Annotated in this window: 14 protein-coding genes; 5 read left to right on the top strand and 9 right to left on the bottom strand. The window is 70.2% G+C overall.

Going from position 1 to position 17,446, the window contains the following annotated elements; genetic code table 11:
* Window positions 1-35: 35 nt before the first annotated feature.
* On the bottom strand, window positions 36-539 hold the full coding sequence (locus BM355_RS08510) for an Hsp20/alpha crystallin family protein (RefSeq protein ID WP_091697266.1): 504 nt from the start codon (window positions 537-539) through the stop codon (window positions 36-38).
* Window positions 540-849: 310 nt separating this feature from the next.
* Here BM355_RS08510 and BM355_RS08505 point away from each other — a divergent pair, with 310 nt between their 5' ends.
* Window positions 850-2,778: a heavy metal translocating P-type ATPase gene (locus BM355_RS08505; protein WP_091697513.1), complete on the top strand. Its 1,929-nt coding sequence runs from the start codon at window positions 850-852 to the stop codon at window positions 2,776-2,778.
* An 11-nt stretch (window positions 2,779-2,789) separates the two neighbouring features.
* Here the strand turns inward: BM355_RS08505 and BM355_RS08500 are convergent, their stop codons facing one another.
* The 3 genes from BM355_RS08500 to BM355_RS08495 form a co-directional block, all read right to left on the bottom strand.
* The gene (locus tag BM355_RS08500) at window positions 2,790-2,969 is read right to left on the bottom strand and encodes a hypothetical protein (protein WP_091697264.1); all 180 of its coding nucleotides are present in this window, start codon (window positions 2,967-2,969) and stop codon (window positions 2,790-2,792) included.
* A gap of 39 nt (window positions 2,970-3,008) precedes the next feature.
* Window positions 3,009-3,245 carry a hypothetical protein gene (locus tag BM355_RS14135; RefSeq protein ID WP_143109455.1) on the bottom strand — a complete coding sequence of 79 codons (237 nt, stop codon included), beginning with the start codon at window positions 3,243-3,245 and terminating at the stop codon, window positions 3,009-3,011.
* A 95-nt stretch (window positions 3,246-3,340) separates the two neighbouring features.
* Window positions 3,341-3,964: a methylated-DNA--[protein]-cysteine S-methyltransferase gene (locus BM355_RS08495; RefSeq protein ID WP_091697262.1), complete on the bottom strand. Its 624-nt coding sequence runs from the start codon at window positions 3,962-3,964 to the stop codon at window positions 3,341-3,343.
* Window positions 3,965-4,010: 46 nt separating this feature from the next.
* Here BM355_RS08495 and BM355_RS08490 point away from each other — a divergent pair, with 46 nt between their 5' ends.
* Both BM355_RS08490 and BM355_RS08485 read left to right on the top strand, forming a co-directional pair.
* The gene (locus BM355_RS08490) at window positions 4,011-4,787 is read left to right on the top strand and encodes a fructosamine kinase family protein (RefSeq protein ID WP_091697260.1); all 777 of its coding nucleotides are present in this window, start codon (window positions 4,011-4,013) and stop codon (window positions 4,785-4,787) included.
* Between the two features lie 121 nt (window positions 4,788-4,908).
* Window positions 4,909-6,483 carry a TIGR01777 family oxidoreductase gene (locus BM355_RS08485; RefSeq protein ID WP_091697257.1) on the top strand — a complete coding sequence of 525 codons (1,575 nt, stop codon included), beginning with the start codon at window positions 4,909-4,911 and terminating at the stop codon, window positions 6,481-6,483.
* Window positions 6,484-6,613: 130 nt separating this feature from the next.
* Here the strand turns inward: BM355_RS08485 and BM355_RS08480 are convergent, their stop codons facing one another.
* From BM355_RS08480 to BM355_RS08460, 5 genes are all read right to left on the bottom strand, one after another.
* The gene (locus BM355_RS08480) at window positions 6,614-7,861 is read right to left on the bottom strand and encodes an acyl-CoA dehydrogenase family protein (RefSeq protein WP_091697254.1); all 1,248 of its coding nucleotides are present in this window, start codon (window positions 7,859-7,861) and stop codon (window positions 6,614-6,616) included.
* 49 nt (window positions 7,862-7,910) lie between these two features.
* Window positions 7,911-9,098 (bottom strand): CaiB/BaiF CoA transferase family protein, encoded by a 1,188-nt coding sequence (locus tag BM355_RS08475; protein WP_091697252.1) that lies wholly within the window; start codon window positions 9,096-9,098, stop codon window positions 7,911-7,913.
* A gap of 79 nt (window positions 9,099-9,177) precedes the next feature.
* Window positions 9,178-10,446 (bottom strand): PucR family transcriptional regulator, encoded by a 1,269-nt coding sequence (locus BM355_RS08470; RefSeq protein WP_091697249.1) that lies wholly within the window; start codon window positions 10,444-10,446, stop codon window positions 9,178-9,180.
* Window positions 10,447-10,460: 14 nt separating this feature from the next.
* Entirely contained in the window at window positions 10,461-12,368 is a 1,908-nt protein-coding gene (glsA, locus tag BM355_RS08465) for a glutaminase A (protein ID WP_091697246.1), read from the bottom strand.
* Between the two features lie 84 nt (window positions 12,369-12,452).
* Entirely contained in the window at window positions 12,453-13,490 is a 1,038-nt protein-coding gene (locus BM355_RS08460; protein ID WP_091697243.1) for a D-isomer specific 2-hydroxyacid dehydrogenase family protein, read from the bottom strand.
* Between the two features lie 259 nt (window positions 13,491-13,749).
* On the opposite strand from BM355_RS08460, the gene BM355_RS08455 reads away from it, so the two are divergent.
* Both BM355_RS08455 and hrpB read left to right on the top strand, forming a co-directional pair.
* Window positions 13,750-14,667 (top strand): SDR family oxidoreductase, encoded by a 918-nt coding sequence (locus BM355_RS08455; protein ID WP_091697241.1) that lies wholly within the window; start codon window positions 13,750-13,752, stop codon window positions 14,665-14,667.
* 31 nt (window positions 14,668-14,698) lie between these two features.
* Window positions 14,699-17,434: an ATP-dependent helicase HrpB gene (gene hrpB, locus BM355_RS08450; protein ID WP_091697239.1), complete on the top strand. Its 2,736-nt coding sequence runs from the start codon at window positions 14,699-14,701 to the stop codon at window positions 17,432-17,434.
* Window positions 17,435-17,446 lie beyond the last annotated feature (12 nt).

Raw genomic sequence — 17,446 nt, 5'->3', positions numbered from 1 at the left:
ATGTCCGGGATCAGACCCGGATCAGATCAGTCAGATCAGTGGTTCGGGTCCACCTGGGGTGCGGTGTGGCCGCGGTCCTCGGAGGACAGGCCGGGGGAGCCGGCGCCGGTGGAGGACTGGGCCTGGATGGTTTCGGTGCCTCCGCCCACGTTGACCTTGATCTTGCGCGGCTGGGACTTGGGGGAGACCGGGATGGTCACCTTCAGCACGCCGGCGTTGTAGTCGGCGCTGATGCTCTCCAGGTCCACGTCCTGACCCAGGTTCAGCTGACGGACGTAGGAGCCGGTCTCGCGCTCGCGGGTGATCCACTGGGTGCCCTCACGCTCAGTGGAGGCCTTGCGCTCGGCGCGGATGGTCAGCAGCTGGCCGTCCACGTCGATGTCCACCGAGGACGGGTCGACGCCGGGCAGATCTGCCTCCACCACGTACTTCTCGCCGTCCTTGTACAGGTCCATCGGCATCTGGCGCAGCCCGCGGCCAGACAGCAGCTGGCTGGCCATGCGGTCGAGCTCGCGGAAGGGATCGATTCGGGTGGCCATGAGGTCCTCCTGAGGTGTTGATGAAGGGTGGTCGCGCCCCGGTGGTCCGAGCCGCTCATCTGGTTCAACCGTACAGAGTTGAGTCTTATTCACTCAACTTGGATTCTCCCAGCTGACTCCCAGGTTCGAGGAGTCAGCGGACGAGAGGGAGCCGACGGCCCCGGTCCAGCCTGTCCTGTTCCACCCCCTCACCACAAGGGCCCGACGACGGCCCCTCGCCGCTCAGGATTGCCTCACCTTCGTGGAGTTCCCCGGCATTCCGGGCCAGAATCAACGTGTCGACGATGACGTGGGAGACGAGGAGGTCGTCATGGCAGTCCAGCGAATCACCGGTGCCCTGCGCAGCTACCCGTGGGTGCTGGCCACCCTGGGAGCCCTGATCGTGGTGATCCTGCTGGAACTGTCCGGCCAGCAGCAGCTGGCCCAGCTCATTGCCTCGGTCTTCGCCCTGGGCACCGCCGCGTGGACCTCGGTGGGCATGGTCCGGGACCTGATGCGAGGGCACTGGGGCATCGACATCCTGGCCGTGACCGCGATCGTCTCCACCGTCGTCGTGGGCGAATACCTGGCCGCCCTGGTGGTCTGCCTGATGCTCACCGGCGGTGAAGCGCTGGAGGACTATGCCGCTCGGCGGGCGAAGAAAGATCTGTCCGCCCTGCTGGAGCGGGCCCCGCGGGTGGCCCATCTGCTGCAGGCCAACGGTTCGGTCCAGGATGTGCCGCTGGAGCAGGTCCAGCCCGGTGACCGTCTGCTGGTGCGCCCGGCCGAGGTGGTCCCCGTGGACGGCACCCTGGCGGCAGGTGCCGACGGCCTGGATGTGGCCGCGGACTTCGATGAGTCGTCCTTGACCGGGGAGTCCCTGCCGGTGACCCGGTCCAGCGGTGATGCGGTGCTCTCGGGCTCGCTGAACGGCCAGCAGGCGGTGACCGTGATCGCCACGGCCACGGCCGAACACTCGCAGTACGCGCGCATCCTGGCCCTGGTGAAGGACGCCGCAGAGTCTCAGGCACCCATGGTCCGGCTCGCTGACCGCTACGCTGTCCCGTTCACCCTGGTGGCCTACCTGATCGGCGGGCTGGCCTGGTGGTTCTCCGGTGACCCGGTCCGCTTCGCAGAGGTGCTCGTGGTGGCCACCCCGTGTCCGCTGCTGATCGCCGCACCGGTGGCGTTCATGGGCGGGATGTCCCGGGCTGCCAAGAACGGTGTGATCGTGAAGTCCGGCGGGATCATCGAGACGCTGGGCTCCGTGCAGACCGCCGCGTTCGACAAGACCGGCACCCTGACGTACGGCCGGCCGGAACTGCTCGCCGTCCGTCCCGATCCCGCCGCGGGGTTGGGCGAGGACGAGCTGCTGCGGCTGGCCGCCTCTGCGGAGCAGTATTCCGTGCACGTGTTGGCGGACTCCATCCGCACCGGCGCTGAGGCTCGAGGCCTGGTGCTGGCCACCTCGGACGACGCCCGTGAGGAGGCCACGAACGGCGTCATCGCCACGCTCGAAGGCCGCACGGTGATCGTGGGCAAACACGCCTATGTCCGCGCGCACACCACGGAGCTGACTCAGGCGGAGCTGCAGCCCGGAGAGTCTGCGGTGTACGTGGGCGTGGACGGGGTCTTCGCCGGCACGCTGATCCTCTCGGACCGGCTGCGGGGCAATGCCTCGGCCACGTTGCGGGAGCTGGACCGGCTCGGCGTGCACCGCACCCTGATGCTCACCGGCGATGCGCAGACCACTGCTCGGCACATCGCCGCCCAGGCCGGCATCACCCAGGTGGAGGCCGAGCTGTTGCCCCAGGACAAGGTGCGCCTGGTGGGCGAGGTCCAGCCCCGCCCGGTGATGATGGTGGGCGACGGCGTCAACGACGTCCCGGTCCTGGCCGTGGCGGATGTGGGCGTGGCCATGGGCGCCCGGGGCTCTACGGCCGCCTCCGAGTCTGCGGACGTGGTGATCCTGACGGACGACATCTCCCGTGCGGCGGTGGCGGTCTCGGTGGGTCAGCGCACCCTGGCCGTGGCCAAGCAGTCCATCTGGGTGGGCATCGCGCTGTCCCTGGTGCTGATGGGCGTGGCCGCCTTCGGAGTGATCCCCGCTATCGTCGGGGCCCTGTTCCAGGAGGTGGTGGACGTCGTCGCGATCCTCAACGCCCTGCGGGCCATGCGCGCCGGACGCGGCGAGCTGAAGGACTTCAGCTCCCTGGCCGATCCCGAGCTGGAGTCGATCCGGGAGGCGGCAGGTACGTGAGACGGGGCTGATCAGCTCCTGAGCTTCTGTTCCGCTTTGGCCATGATCCGCTCCGCGGTCTCCAAGACGCGTTTCTCGTTCAGGGTGCGGGCGTAGACGATCTTCCCGCCGTGTGACGGGAGGCGGACCTCGTACCGACCGGCTCCGGCGCGCTGTCCGGTTCCTGTGGCTCGGCTCTGCTGATCTGTCATGAGAGGCCTCCTTCGTCTGATCCATTGTCGCTGAGCGGTTCAGCCTCTGTCATCACGTCGTCCTCGGCGTTGGTCGTCGTCGTCCATTGCCGCGTCCATAGCCCACTGGACCCGATTCCACCACGCACTGCGATTGTCGGCAGTCGTCTTCTGACGAATGGTTCCTCGATACGAGGAATAGGCAACGACGACCGCCAGGAACATACCCAGTGGCGCCACTGAGGACAGGTTCTCCAGCGACACCCAGATCCAGTCACCCACGGCGTAGACATCCATCTGGTCACCGTATGCAGTGTTCGAACGTGTCGACGGACCTGTCATCGAAGGTGTGGATCCCCAAAGCTTTCAGGTCTCCTGTGGAGGAATGCTGATCAGCTCCCGGCGTGGGCGGCCTCGAACTCCAGCAGGGCGGTCTTGGTGCCGGCACCGTACAGGTAGTTCCCGGTGCGCTGGGCCGAGTTTGCTGATCCACCGGAGCGGACCACGCGGTGGCAGGGCACGACGACGGCGCACAGGTTCTCCGCGCACGCGGACCCCGCGGCCCGCACGGCCTGAGGACGTTCGGCCAGCTGGGCCAGCTCACCGTAGGTGACCGGGGCGCCGGGTGTGATCAGGCGCATGGCCTGCCAGACCTGCTGGCGGAACTCGGTGCCGGGCTGCTTCACCTTCAGCTCGGCCAGGGCGTCCACCTGCCCGTCCGCGTAGGCCTGCAGCGCCTGGGCCACGGTCCCGTGACCCACCGGCAGGGGGTTCATCTCCCGTGCGGCGGTCTGCGGGTCGGTGGCCTCCAGGCGCTCCATCACGTCCTGCAGCAGTCGCCCGATCGCCGCCACCTCCGGCTCCCCGTCCTGGGGCACGGCCACACCGCTGGCGCGCACGGTCTCATCCTCGGGGGAGTACACGATCACCACCGGCCCAGCAGGGGTGGGTGCGGTGGTCCAGCGCAACTCGGGCAGGAACTCGTCAACAGGGGCAGAGGCGGCGGTGTCAGTCACCCCTCCATGGTGTCACCGCCGGACGGCTGCCGGATACCCTCGGGGCGTGGACACCTTCGTCAAAGAGCGCGCGCACGCACCGGATCAGTTCTTCGAGGCTGAGGCGGCCGGGCTGCGGTGGCTGGCTGAGGCGGAGTCCTCCGGTGGCGCTCGCACGGTGCGCGTGGTGGACGTGGCTCCGGGCCGGATCGAGCTGGAGCGGATCCACGAGGCTCGGCCCGCGCGGGACCAGGCGCTGGCCTTCGGGCGTGCTCTGGCGATCACGCACGACGCCGGCTCCGTCACCTTCGGTGCCCCGCCCACCGGACACTCCGGTCCCCTCTACATCGGCAGTCGGGAGATGCCCGCAGGCACAGCCGCGACCTGGGGCGCGTTCTACGCGCCGAACCGGGTGCTGCCCTTCCTGGACCCGGCGCTGACGGCGGGGAACCTGCGCGAGGAGGAGGCCGTCGTCGTGCGTGAGGCCTGTGCCCTGCTGGAGGCCGGCGCGCTGGACGACGGCGAGCCGCCGGCGCGGATCCATGGGGACCTGTGGGCCGGGAACGTGATGTGGAGCGCGGACGGGGTGGTGCTGATCGACCCGGCGGCGCACGGCGGACACCGGGAGACGGACCTGGCCATGCTGGCGCTGTTCGGGGCACCGCATCTGGAGTCGATCCTGGAGGGGTATCAGCAGGTGCATCCGCTGCGGTCGGGATGGAGTGCGCGAATTCCGGCGCACCAGCTGCACCCGCTGGCCGTCCACGCCGCCGGGCATGGCCGCTCCTACGGCGTGGAGCTGACCGCCGCCGCACGCAGGACCCTCGCGCTGGCCGAGTGCTGACTCAGCCGCTGATCACGTGAACGACGCTGACAGGGACACGCCGAGCGGGACCGCATTCATCGTTCACATGATCTTTGGGAGGGGCCTGTTCGCCGGGGCGGCAGGGTGCAAGAGTGGGCAGATGCCCGTCTATGAGCGTCACACCCATCTGCCATACCCACGCCCCGAGGTCTTCGACTGGTTCACCCGGCCCGGTGCGCTGGTCCGGCTGAGCCCGCCGTTCAGCGGGTCCGTGCGGCAGGAGCCCACCGACGGGATCGAGCCCGGGTCCACCGCCGTGCTGGGGATCGGGGCGCCGGGTTCCCTGGGCTTGGGTCTCGGTTCCGCCACCGGGTTCCTGGCCGGACAGCTGCCGTTCCGCCGTCCGGACTGGGCCGCCCCGGAGCTGCCGTGGCGTGCCCGGCATACCGAGCTGGTGCCGGGGGAGATGTTTCAGGACGTGATGGAGTCCGGGCCGCTGGCCGCCTGGACCCACACGCACCTGTTCGAGGACGCCGGCGTCAGCGCGGGCACTCCGGGACACGTGCAGCCTGAGGCCACGGGCATGACGGACCGGATCGAGTACGAGCTGCCCGGCGGGGGACTGCTGGAGAAGGCCTCCGGTGCACTGCCCGGACCACTGGGGAAGCTGGGGCGTGTGCCGGAGAAGGTGTTCGAGGTCGAACTGGCGCGGATCTTCGCCTACCGCGAGCGGCAGCTGCTGGGGGACCTGGCGTTCCATGCGGAGCATGCCGGACCGCTCACCGGCGGGAGGACGCTGACCGTTGCCGTGGCGGGTGCGAGCGGACTGATCGGCACGCAGTTGTGCGCGCTGCTGGCCGGCGGAGGGCATACGGTGCTGCGTCTGGTCCGCGGCGAGCCGGGCGGAGCGGGTGCGGAGGACCGCGAAGACGTGATCGCCTGGGACCCGGCCACCGGATCGCTGGACGCGGACGCTTTGGCGAGGGCCGACGTCGTGGTCAATCTGGCCGGGGAGAGCATCGGCGGGAGGTACACGCCCGAGCGCAAGCGCGCGATCCTGGACTCCCGCGTGGACGGGACGGCCCTGCTGGCCCGGGCGCTCGCGGACCTGGCGGCGGACGGCCTGCAGCGGACCCTGGTGAACGGTTCGGCCGTGGGGTACTACGGGGCGCACGCCTCGGACGGCGACCAGTGGCTCGGGGAGGACGCCCCGGCCGGTGAGGACTTCCTGGCACAGGTGTGCCGGGACTGGGAGGACGCCACGGCTCTCGCTCAGACCGCTGGGGTGCGGACGGTGCTGGTGCGGACCGGGATCGTGCAGTCCCCGGCCGGCGGGATGCTGCAGCAGATGCTCCCGCTGTTCGTGGCCGGTGCGGGTGGGCCGCTGGGTGTGGCCGGCGGACGTGACCCGTGGATCAGCTGGATCGGTATCGACGATGTGGCCGGGATCTTCGCGCATGCGGTGCTGGACGGGGAGCTGGAGGGGCCGGTCAACGCGGTGGCACCGGAGCCGGTGCGGGCCTCGGAGTTCGCGCGGGTGCTCGGGCGGGTGCTGCACCGTCCCTCGGTGATCCCGGTGCCCGGGTTCGGCCCGCGTGCTCTGTTGGGCACAGAAGGTGCCGAACTGATGGTGGAGGCATCCCAGCGGGCCAGCGCCGCCCGGGTGGAGGGCTCGGGCTATCTGTTCCGCACGCCGGATCTGGAGTCGACCCTGCGCCACGTGCTGGGGCGGTGAAGGGGGATCTGCCGAGCCCCTGGTGCAGTCACCCACGGTCTGATCACGTGAACGATGCAGACAGGGACACGCCGAACCGGGCCGCATCCGTCGTACACGTGATGCGGCCCGGCCGGTTCGGTGTCAGCACTCAGGCGGTGGGGGTGAAGGCGCCGATGCCGGTGAGGGTGCGGCCGATGGTGAGCTGGTGGACTTCGTCGGTGCCTTCGTAGGTGCGCACGGACTCCAGGTTGTTGGCGTGGCGCAGTGGTGAGTGCTCCAGGGTGATCCCGTTGCCGCCGAGCATCTCGCGGGCCTCGCGGGAGATCTCGATGGCCACTCGGCAGTTGTCCAGCTTGCCGGTGGAGATCATCGCCGGGGTCACGGTCCCGGGCAGCACCCCGTCCTTGGTGCGCCCGATCTGGTGGGCCAGCAGGTAGCCCTTGTTGATGGCCACGGCCATGTCCGCCAGCTTGGCCTGGGTCAGCTGGAACCCGGCGAGCCGGTGGCCGAACTGGGTGCGGCCCAGGGTGTAGTCCAACACAGTGTTGAACGAGTCCCGGGCGGCGCCCATCACGCCCCAGATGATCCCGTACCGGGCCTCGTTCAGGCACTGGAACGGGCCCTTGAGCCCCACAGCCGAGTCGGCCGGGAGCATCGCAGACTCCGGCAGGCGGACATCCTCCAGGTGGATCTCGCACTGCACGGAGGCGCGCATGGAGAGCTTGGCGTTGATCACCTCGGCCCGGAACCCGGGGGTGTCGGTGGGCACCACGAACCCGCGGACCCCACGCCCGTTGCCGTGGTCTTCGGTCTGGGCCCAGATGATGGCCACATCAGCCAGGGAGGCCAGCCCGATCCACCGCTTGGACCCGTTGAGCACCCAATCCCCGCCCGGCTCCTGCCTGGCGGTGGTGAGCATGGAAGCCGGGTCGGAGCCGGCGGTGGGCTCGGTCAGCCCGAAGCAGCCGATCGCCTCACCGGCGGCCATGGCCGGCAGCCACTGGTTCTTCTGCTCCTCGGAGCCGTGCTTGTGGATGGCGGACATCGCCAACGAGCCCTGCACGGAGACGAAGGTGCGCAGACCGGAGTCTCCGGCCTCCAGCTCCTGGGCGGCCAGCCCGTACTCCACCGCCGAACGTCCGGCGCATCCGTACCCGTCCAGGTGCATGCCCAGCACGCCCAGTTTGCCCAGCTCCGGGATGATCTCGGTGGGGAAGACCGCCTCCTCGTACCAGCGGGCGATGTTCGGACGGATCAGCTCATCCACCAGCCCCCGCACCTTCAACGCCGTCTGCTTCTCCTCAGCAGAGAACAGCCCATCCAGGCCAGTCAGATCCACCGCCCCCAGGAACGAATCGGAGTCCTGAGAACGAGGAGTGGAGGTGGGGGAGGTCATGGTGGGTCCTTTCGGTCAGGGGCAGGGAGGTTCAGGGGAGGTATGGGGTTCAGTCGGTCAGCCAGCGCACCACGGCGTCGGTGTCTTCACCCAACGACGGCGGCGCCAACCGCGGGTGGGCCAGTGCCGGTTCCCATTGGGCTGGGTGGCGGAACTGGCGGCCCACGGTGGCGCCGGAACGGTCGGTGACCTCGACGGTCGGCTCCAGGCCGAGGTCTTCGGCCAGCTCCACACCGCCGTCGATCCCGGCGACCAGCCCGCACGGCAGCTGGGCGGCCAGCAGGGCATCACGCCACTGTTCAGCGGGCCGGGCGGACAGGGCCTGTTCCAGCAGTGGGATGAGCTCCTCGCGGTAGGCCACGCGCTGGGGGTTGGTGGAGAAGCGTTCGTCCTCGGCCAGTTCAGGGACGCCGAGCTCCTGGGCGAAGCGGTGGAACTGGCCGTCGTTGCCGATCGCCACGGCCAGCGGTCCGTCGGCGCACTCCAACAGCTGGTACGGGACGATCGAGGGGTGGTCGTTGCCCATGCGGGCAGGCAGCTTGCCGGCGCCGAGCCAGGCCTGGCCCTGGTTGGCCAGGGCGCCCTGCAGGGAGGAGAGCAGGTTGAGCTTCAGGTGAGTGCCACGGCCGGTGCTCTGGCGGTGACGCAGGGCGGCGAGGATGGAGATGGTGGTGTCCTTGGCGGTGAGCACGTCCACCAGGGCCACTCCGGCCTTGTACGGGGATTCCTCCGGGCCGGTGATGCTCATCAGGCCACCGGCGGCCTGGACGATGAAGTCGTACCCGGGCAGATCCGCTCCGCCGGCGTCTCCGAACCCGGAGATCGAGGCGTAGATGAGACCCGGGTTACGGGCGGAGAGCTCCTCGTAGCCCAGGCCCAGAGCAGCCAGCCCGCCAGGCTTGAAGTTCTCCACCAGGACGTCAGCGCGCTCGGCCAGCTTCAGGGCCAGCTCACGGTCCTGCGCATCGGTCAGGTTCAGGCAGACGGACTCCTTGTTGCGGTTCACCGACTCGAAGTAGGTGGCACCGGTGGGGGACTGCGGCGGCGACCAGGACCGAGTGTCATCTCCGGTCTCCGGGCGTTCGACCTTGATCACGCGGGCTCCGAGGTCGGCCAGGGTCATGGTCGCCAGCGGTCCTGCCAGCACGCGGGAGAAGTCGGCCACCACGATCCCGTCCAGCGGGAGAGGGTCCAGCGAGGCACGGCTGTCCGGGGTGCTCTGGGCATCAGGGGTCATGGAACCTCAGCCTAGAGGGGCCGGTGTCTGGGCAGAACGGGCGAAAGATCAGACCTGGGGGTTGGGCGTTGACGAATCGTCAATCGGAGGGACCGCGCAGTCGCAGCGCCTTGATCCCCAGGGAGAGCATGAGCAGGCCGTCCGGGGTCATCGGGTCATGACCGCTGATCTGCCCGATCCGCTCCAGCCGGTAGAAGACCGTGTTGGGCCGGACCTGCAGGTCCGTGGCGGCTCCGGCGGCGTGGAAGCGGTGGTCCAGGTAGGCCTTCAGCGTGCCCACCAGGTCCGTGCCGTGCTCGCGGTCGTAGTCCGCCAGCGGACCGATGGTGGACTCCACCAGCCCGGCGGCATCGGTGCCCTGGGAGATCACCAGATCCAGCAGCACGTCCCGGTGGGTCAGCAGTGGCCCGGCGTCCGGGGAGGACAGGGCGATCCCCGCGGCCGCATGGGCCTGCCGGTGGCTGACCGCCACGTGCTCCAGTCCGCTCCCGTGCGAGCCCAGCCCCGCCACGAAGCCCGGCAACTCAGCCAGGGCGGCGGTAATGGCCGGTCGCAGCTCCCCGCTGTCCGCGACGCACTCGACGATCCACACCACCTCGTCCTCGCGCAGGCCCACCAGGCCGCGCCGTCGTCGGGATGTTCCAGGAAGGTCAGTGAGCAGATGCTCCCGGGTGACATCCAGTGCCGCCCCGGGCCCAGCGGGCTCGGCCTGAGCCGGACGCCTGCGGAAGGTGACCACCGCATGCTGAGCCGAGCCGCCGACGTCGAGGTCCTGGTACTCCAGGGCGTCCAAGACCCGGTCCTTGGCCTGCCGGGACATCCGTCCGCTCAGCAGGGACTCGAGCACCTCGCGCGGCAGCACAGAGCGGCTGCGACGCAGACCGGACTGCTCCTCCAGGTACGCCTGGGTGACCGCCGAGGACATCAGGTCCATGTACTCCATCAGCGCCCCGGCCAGCTGCAGCAGAGCGGACAGGTGGGCGGGGTCCTCCCGATCGGCGCAGTCCTGCAGCTCGGACCAGACCGTGCGGCCGCGCAGACGGTAGGCCCGCAGGACAGCGGGGAGCGGAACCCCCTGGTGGAAGCGGCGCGCGGCGGCGTCGGCGTTGAGCTGCAGGTCCTCCTCGGTGGGAGGGACCCCGCGGGCCAGGGACTCGAGCATCTGACGCACCTTGTGCACCATCAGCGGGGCCACGTCCTGGTCCACGGCGGCTTCGGCCAATGACCGGTACTCCAGCACCTCGCCCTGGTAGACCTCCGCCAGGCGGTGTCCCACCTGTTCGGCGCGGGCGTCGAAACGGGAGAGGATCGTCGGCAGCGCGGACGGCGCCGTGGCGTCAGTGCTCACCGGTGGGCCGCCGGTCAGCTGTCCCGCGCGCCGGTCTCCCGGAACGCCTGCTCCACCATGGTGTATGCGTCACGGGCCAGCGCCGACCAGAGCTTGATGGCCAGCTGCGGGTCGGTCTCCTCCAGGGCGGAGATCAGCTGGGCGGTCAGCACCTGGGTGGTCACCTCACCCACGGCGCGCACGGTGGAGAGCTGCCGGCCGGCCTGGCCCAGGGCGATCTCCCCGAAGGTCATGCCGGGGGAGAGGAAGACCTGGCGGTAGCGGCGCTTGCCCGAACCCTGCCCGGTCAGCTCCACCTGACCGGAGGTGATGAAGTAGATCCCGCCGAAGGGCTGACCCGCACGGCGGATGACCTGGCCGGGCTTGTAGGTGCGCGGCTCCAGGAAGACGGAGAGCTGCTCGGCGTCGGCCGGGGACATCATCTGCATGACCGAGGAGGTCAGTGGCTGCTGCGCGTTCGCGGGGAGCAGGTCCGGGGCGTGACGGGCCAGGATGCGGTGCTCGGCCCACTCCACGGCCTGGGCACGCGTCAGGAAGAGCTGGAACTCGGCAGTGGTGGACTCGGCGTCACGCAGTGCGGCCCGGCGGTCCTCCTCCGGTGAGAGTGGGTCCGGCAGGGCGCCCTCACCGGAGCTCGCCGCCCGCTCCAGTACGCGCTGGGTCAGGGCGTCCTCCTCATCCACCAGGATCACGTCCGTGCCGGAGCTGAGCAGCTCGCGGATCAGGCGGGCGAAGATGGCCACGGCGGCACGGCCGAAGTCGTCCACCTTGCGCAGGTCCAGCATCACCATCTCGGTGGATGGATCGGTCTCGTCAGTCTCGACCACCACGCGGGCCAGCGTCTCGGTCTCGGCGAACCCCATGTCCCCGCCGAGCTCCAGGATCCGGCACATCTGCCCGTGAGTCTCCAGCGCCTGGGTGGCCTCCGGGGTGCGCGGGACGCCGGACGGGGTGTCGGCCAGGCGGTAGTCAGAGCGGATGGTGGACCGGCCCACCGGTGGGGCATCGCTGTAGTGCAGGCCCAGGTCGTCGGCCAGCTGGCGCACGGTCTGCGCGCCGCGCACCGAGGTGCCGTGCTCGTCCAGGGGCGGGGAGAAGACGCCGATGCCCAGCTGTCCGGGCACCACCACCAGCACTCCGCCGCCCACACCTGACTTGGCCGGGAGGCCGACCTCGATCGCCCAGGTGCCGGCGTCGTCGTACATGCCGCAGGTGGACATGACGGAGAGCATCCACCGCACGGTGTGCGGGGTGAACACGCGCTCACCGGAGGCCGGGTTCACCCCCTGGTTGGCCAGGGTGGCGGCCATCATGGACAGGTCCTCGGCGGTGACCATCACCGAGCACTGGCGGAAGTAGTCCTGGACGATCGGCTCCGGGTCGGACTCGATGATGTCGAAGGAGCGCAGCAGCCAGGCCATGGCCCTGTTGCGGTGTCCGGTGCGGTCCTCGGAGCGGAAGACCTGCTCGGAGACCTTCAGTTCGCGCCCGGCAGCGGCTGAGAAGGTCATCAGGATCCGGCCCATCCGGTCACGTCCGCCGCGGCCCTTGATCAGGGAGGTGGTGGCGATGGCGCCGGCATTGATCATGGGGTTGTCCGGCCGGCCGGTGCCTGACTGCAGGGAGATCTCATTGAACGGGTCGCCGGATGGCTCCACGTCGATCTTGGCCAGGACATCCTCGGTGCCCAGGTCATCCAGAGCCATGCCGTAGGTCAGGGCCTTGGAGATGGACTGCAGTGAGAAGAGGTGGTCGGAGTCCCCGGCGGCGTAGCTGTGGCCGTCCACCGTGGTCAGGGAGACGCCGTACAGGGCAGGGTCCATCTCGGCGGTGGCTGGGATCCCCTGATACGGGGTCCCACCCTCGACCTCTCGCATGTCACGGGCCAGTCGGTCGAGATAGATCTGCACAGGGAACTCCATGCATCCCAGCCTACGGTGATCTGCGGAATCTGGCGGTCGGACCCAGCACAATCGTCGGGGCAGCCGCTTACGGTCTCTGGCCCGTCAGTACCCGCCCTCTACATCCACCAGTCCCTCGAGCTCGCGTCCCTCGGCCCGGGCCTGCAGGTTCCGTTCGATGCGGGCGTTCAGCAGGGGAATGCACATCTCCGGGGTGTCGGCGGTGTGCGGGGTGATGATGCACCGGGGCTCGTCCCACAGCGGGTGGCCGTCCGGCAGCGGCTCGGGGTCGGTGACGTCGGTTCCGTAGCCCAGGATCTTCCCCTCGGCCAGGGCCCGCACCACGGCGTCGGTGTCCACCAGAGTCCCGCGGGCGATGTTCACCAGCACGGCATCCGCGTCCATCAGCTCCAGCTGTTCGGCGCCGATCAGTCCGCGGGTCTGGTTCGTGGCTGCCGCGGCGATCATCACCACCTGGGCACCGGGCAGCACCTCGTCCAGCTGTTCGGTGGTGACCGTCCGGTCCGCACCGGGCACGTCTTCCGCGCGCCGACGCACGGCGGTCACCGTGGTGTCCCAGGTCTTGAGCAGCCGGATGTACTCCTGCGCGATCCCGCCGCCGCCCACCACCACGGCGTGCGTCCCGTCCAGGCTGCGTCCGGCGGCCGTGCTCCAGGACGTGGCCCGGATCCGCTCGGGCAGGTGCCGCAGCAGCGCCAGGGTCAGCAGCAGCGCGTGCTCGGCCACCGGCGGGGCATAGGTCCCCTTGGCCGAGGTCCACACGATGTCCGGCCGGCTGCGCACCAGCGGGATGTAGTTCTCGATCCCGGCGAACGGGAACTGCACCCAGCTGATGTGCGGATTGGCCACCAGCGCCGCGCTCACCGCGTCCACAGGGATGGGCTTGACCAGCACCAGGGCGGTGGCGGTTCCGTCCCCGTTCGGCTCACCGGAGGAGTTGGTCACCACCTGGCCCCCGACGGCGGCCGCGGCCTCCTCCGGTCGGGTCCGGGCGCGCTCATACGGAGTTCCCGTCAGGTCCTGCTCCGCCGGGAGGATCAGCACCCGGTCCGGGGTGCCAGTGCCGGCAGTTCCGGGCTCGGTGGTGGTCTGTGCGGTCTGCTGGTCCGGGGTTGAGCTCATGCCCCACATGCTTCCACACCACCTCGTCTCATCGTGTGGCTGACAGTCACAGGTCACTCGTCGACTCGACCACGGAATCTCAGCCACACGTTGGCATGGGGCATCCCTCTGTTCGGCGGTCACGAATCCCTCGTCGCCAGCCCGCGCACCAGGAACTGCTGACCGCGGAACTTGCAGGACGCGTCCGCCGTCGCACCCGCTCAGCCCTGAGCGCACACCTCTTGCCGGACCCCCCGCTCGCCGTCCTACTGTTCTGCACATGACCCAGCATGAACAGAACACCCCTGACGGCCAGCTCTCCCCGGACAACCCGGCCACCCGCCATCCCAAGGTCTCCCCGCCGGAGCAGCACCAGTCCGAGCCTGGGCTGGACGTGAAGACCGACCCCGTTCCGGACATCGGCCTGGATTCCTACGTCGGCACCGGCCGACTCCAGGGGGCCAAGGCACTGGTGACCGGTGGGGACTCTGGCATCGGGGCCGCCGTCGCCGTGGCCTTTGCCCGTGAGGGTGCTGACGTGGCCATCGCCTACCTGCCTGCCGAGGAGGAGGACGCGCAGCGCGTGGTGAAGGCCATCGAAGAGGCCGGTCAGAAGGCCGTGGCCCTGCCCGGTGACCTGATGGACGCGGACTACCGCACCTCCGTAGTGGATGACGCCGCGCAGCAGCTGGGCGGCCTGACCATCCTGGTCAACAACGCCGGCAAACAGGTGGTCAGCGAGTCGCTGGAAGAGCTGACCGACGAGCAGGTCGCCGCCACCTTCCAGATCAACATCCTCTCGATGTTCACCCTCTCGCGCGCGGCCCTGCGCCACATGGGTCCGGGCAGCACCATCATCAACACCACCTCCATCCAGGCGTACAGCCCCTCGCCGACCCTGCTGGACTACGCCTCCACCAAGGCCGCCATCAACAACTTCACCAAGGGATTGGCCCAGCAGGTCGCCGAGAAGGGCATCCGGGTCAATGCGGTGGCCCCCGGTCCGGTGTGGACGGTGCTGCAGGTCTCCAGCGGCCAGCCCAAGGAGAAGCTGCCGAAGTTCGGGCACGACGCCCCCATCGGCCGTGCCGGCCAGCCCGTGGAGATGGCCCCGGCATACGTGTTCCTGGCCTCCCCGGAGTCCAGCTTCGTGATCGGCGAGACCCTGAACGCCAACGGCGGCGACCCCACGCCGTAAGGGCCCAGCCGCACTGGACCACAATGGAGGGATGACCTCCACCTCCGGCGCCGTACTCCCCGGTCACTTCGATCTGGGGAGCATCGGCGCCGGACTCGTGTTCGCCGACTCCCTCCCGCAGCTGCAGCGCAGCCTCGCCGAGCACCGCGCCGCCGTGGTCCAGGCACCGCCCGGCACCGGCAAGACCACCCTGGTTCCGCCGGCGGTGGCCAACCTGCTCCACCAGGTCGCAGACAGGCAGGGCCCGACGACGGCGCCCTCACCGTCTCGGGTCATCGTCACCCAGCCGCGCCGCGTTGCCGCCAGGGCCGCGGCCTCCCGGCTGGCCCACCTGCATGGTGGCGCCCTGGGAGATCAGGTGGGCTACTCGGTGCGCGGTGAGCGGCGCACCGGGAAGGGCACCCTGGTCGAGTTCCTCACGCCCGGGGTGCTGGTGAACCGGCTGCTGGCCGACCCGGAGCTAACCGGTGTGGGCGCGGTCATCCTGGACGAGGTCCATGAGCGGGATCTGGAGTCGGATCTGCTCTTCGGGATGCTCGGTGAGGTCCACCAGCTGCGCGAGGATCTGGTGCTGGTGGCCATGTCCGCCACCCTGGACGCCGCCCGGTTCGCCGAACGGCTGGGGGAGGGGATCGGCCACAGTGGACCGGTCGAGGTGGTGGACTGTCCCTCCGCCCTGCACCCGGTGGACGTGCAGTACCGCCCGCCGTCGGGTCCTCGGCTGGACGAACGGGGCGTGACCCATGACTACCTGGACCATCTGGCGCGGGAAGCGGCCTCCGCCCACCAGGATGCACTCGCAGCAGACCCGGGGATCGACGCGCTGGTGTTCGTCCCCACGGCCCGAGACGTGGACCAGACGGTGGGACGGCTGGAGCGGATCCACCCCTCCGCCGAGATCCTGCCCCTGCACGGCCAGCTGCCGGCAGCAGTGCAGGACCGTGCCGTGGGTGGCCGAGCCCCGGGGGAGCCGCCCCGGGTGATCGTCTCCACCGCGCTCGCGGAGTCCTCGCTGACCGTGCCCGGGGTGCGCCTGGTGGTGGACGCCGGGCTGTCCCGGGAACCGCGCCGGGACACCGTGCGGGGCATGACCGGACTGGTGACGGTCAGCTGCGCCCAGTCCTCCGCTGAGCAGCGCGCCGGGCGTGCAGGTCGACTCGGGCCGGGCACTGTGATCCGTTGCTACAGCCGCACCACCTTCGGGACCGCCCCCGCGCATCCCCGTCCCGCCGCTGCGGTGGCGGATCTGACCGGGGCCGCCCTGACCCTGGCCTGCTGGGGTGCCCCCGGTGGGGAAGGACTCGTGCTGCCGGACCCGCTGCCGGCCGAGGCGCTCGCCGACGCGCACCGCACCCTCACCGACCTCGGGGCGCTGGACGAGGAGCTGCGTCCCACCGCCCTCGGTCGTCGCCTGGCAGCCATCCCGGCCGAACCGCGACTGGCCCGCGCCCTGCTGGAGGGAGCGGCACTGGTGGACGGTCGCACCGCCGCCGAGGTGGTGGCCCTGGTCGCCTCGGACATCCGCCCGGACGGAGCCGACCTCGCGGCCACGCTGGAGTCGCTGCGCCGGGGCACCGACCCCACCGAATCCGGCCGCGGGGCCCTGAACCGTTGGCAGCACGAGGCGACCCGACTCCACCGCCTCACCCCCCAAGCGCAAAGTGACCAGACCCCCACCAAAGTGACCAGGTCTGGTCACTTTGTGCCTGAGATGGCCGGTGATGGGCGGGCTGGAGCCCAGCGGCGGGTGACGGAGCACGCCCAGGTGGGGGCCGTCGTCGGGCTGGCCTTTCCGGAACGGCTGGCCCGCCAGATCGACACCCGGGGCATCTACCTTCTGGCGTCCGGCACCCGGGCGGCGCTGCCGCCGAGCAGCGCGCTGGCGGGGGAGGAGTGGCTGGCCATCGCGGAGGTCCAACGCTCAGAGGGCAGGTCCGCGGCGGGCACTGGAGCGGTGATCCGCGCTGCGGCTCCGGTGGATCAGGACCTGGCTGTGCAGCTGGCCGGCCGCTCCGGGACCCTCCTGCAGGACCGAACCACAGCTCAGTGGCAGGACGGCCGGGTGATCGGCCGCCGGACCCGGACCCTGGGTGCGATCATCCTCGCAGAACAGCCGGTCAAGCCGAGTCCCGCGGCAGCAGAGGACGCTGTCCGGAACGCGATGCAGGAGCACGGACTGAGCGTGGTCGGCTGGCCCGGCTCCGGGGGAGAGGCCGCTCCCGCCGAGCAGCTGCGGCGCCGGCTGGACCTGCTGCACCGCCATCTCGGCGCACCCTGGCCGGACGTCTCACCCCAGACACTGGCATACCGTGCGGAGGAGTGGCTCACACCGGAGATCAGCGCCGTCGCCGCCGGGCGCTCAGCCCAGAAGCTGGACCTGGCCGGAGCCCTGCGCAGACTGCTGCCCTGGCCGGAGGCCGTGCGGCTGGACGAACTGGTGCCGGAGCGGCTGGCGGTGCCCAGTGGACGGGACGCGCGGATCGAGTATCAGGACGGCGAGCCCCCTGTGGTGGCGATCAAACTGCAGGAGTGCTTCGGCCTCGCAGACACACCCGCACTGGTGGACGGCCGTGAACCGGTGGTGTTCCATCTGCTCTCCCCGGCCGGACGGCCGCTGGCGGTCACCGCCGACCTGGCCTCGTTCTGGTCCGGTCCGTACACACAGGTCCGCGCCGAGATGCGTGGGCGCTACCCCAAGCACCCCTGGCCAGAGGACCCGTGGACTGCGCCGGCCACCGCCCGCACGAAGAACCGCTCGCCCCGCTGACCGGGGCCCGCA

Origin of the sequence: Micrococcus terreus (genome assembly GCF_900116905.1) — a bacterium.
GTDB classification, from domain to species: Bacteria; Actinomycetota; Actinomycetes; order Actinomycetales; family Micrococcaceae; genus Citricoccus; species Citricoccus terreus.
The sequence above is the reverse complement of the archived record's forward strand: the minus strand, read 5'-3'. Positions and strand labels throughout refer to the sequence as shown.

What these genes read in the sequence shown, in the direction of transcription:
- BM355_RS14135 (WP_143109455.1), bottom strand. Translation starts at nt 3,245, where the DNA reads ATGGATGTCTACGCCGTGGGTGACTGGATCTGGGTGTCGCTGGAGAAC.
- BM355_RS08510 (WP_091697266.1), bottom strand. Translation starts at nt 539, where the DNA reads ATGGCCACCCGAATCGATCCCTTCCGCGAGCTCGACCGCATGGCCAGC.
- BM355_RS08505 (WP_091697513.1), top strand. Translation starts at nt 850, where the DNA reads ATGGCAGTCCAGCGAATCACCGGTGCCCTGCGCAGCTACCCGTGGGTG.
- glsA (WP_091697246.1), bottom strand. Translation starts at nt 12,368, where the DNA reads ATGGAGTTCCCTGTGCAGATCTATCTCGACCGACTGGCCCGTGACATG.
- BM355_RS08480 (WP_091697254.1), bottom strand. Translation starts at nt 7,861, where the DNA reads ATGACCTCCCCCACCTCCACTCCTCGTTCTCAGGACTCCGATTCGTTC.
- hrpB (WP_091697239.1), top strand. Translation starts at nt 14,699, where the DNA reads ATGACCTCCACCTCCGGCGCCGTACTCCCCGGTCACTTCGATCTGGGG.
- BM355_RS08460 (WP_091697243.1), bottom strand. Translation starts at nt 13,490, where the DNA reads ATGAGCTCAACCCCGGACCAGCAGACCGCACAGACCACCACCGAGCCC.
- BM355_RS08500 (WP_091697264.1), bottom strand. Translation starts at nt 2,969, where the DNA reads ATGACAGATCAGCAGAGCCGAGCCACAGGAACCGGACAGCGCGCCGGA.
- BM355_RS08475 (WP_091697252.1), bottom strand. Translation starts at nt 9,098, where the DNA reads ATGACCCCTGATGCCCAGAGCACCCCGGACAGCCGTGCCTCGCTGGAC.
- BM355_RS08485 (WP_091697257.1), top strand. Translation starts at nt 4,909, where the DNA reads ATGCCCGTCTATGAGCGTCACACCCATCTGCCATACCCACGCCCCGAG.
- BM355_RS08455 (WP_091697241.1), top strand. Translation starts at nt 13,750, where the DNA reads ATGACCCAGCATGAACAGAACACCCCTGACGGCCAGCTCTCCCCGGAC.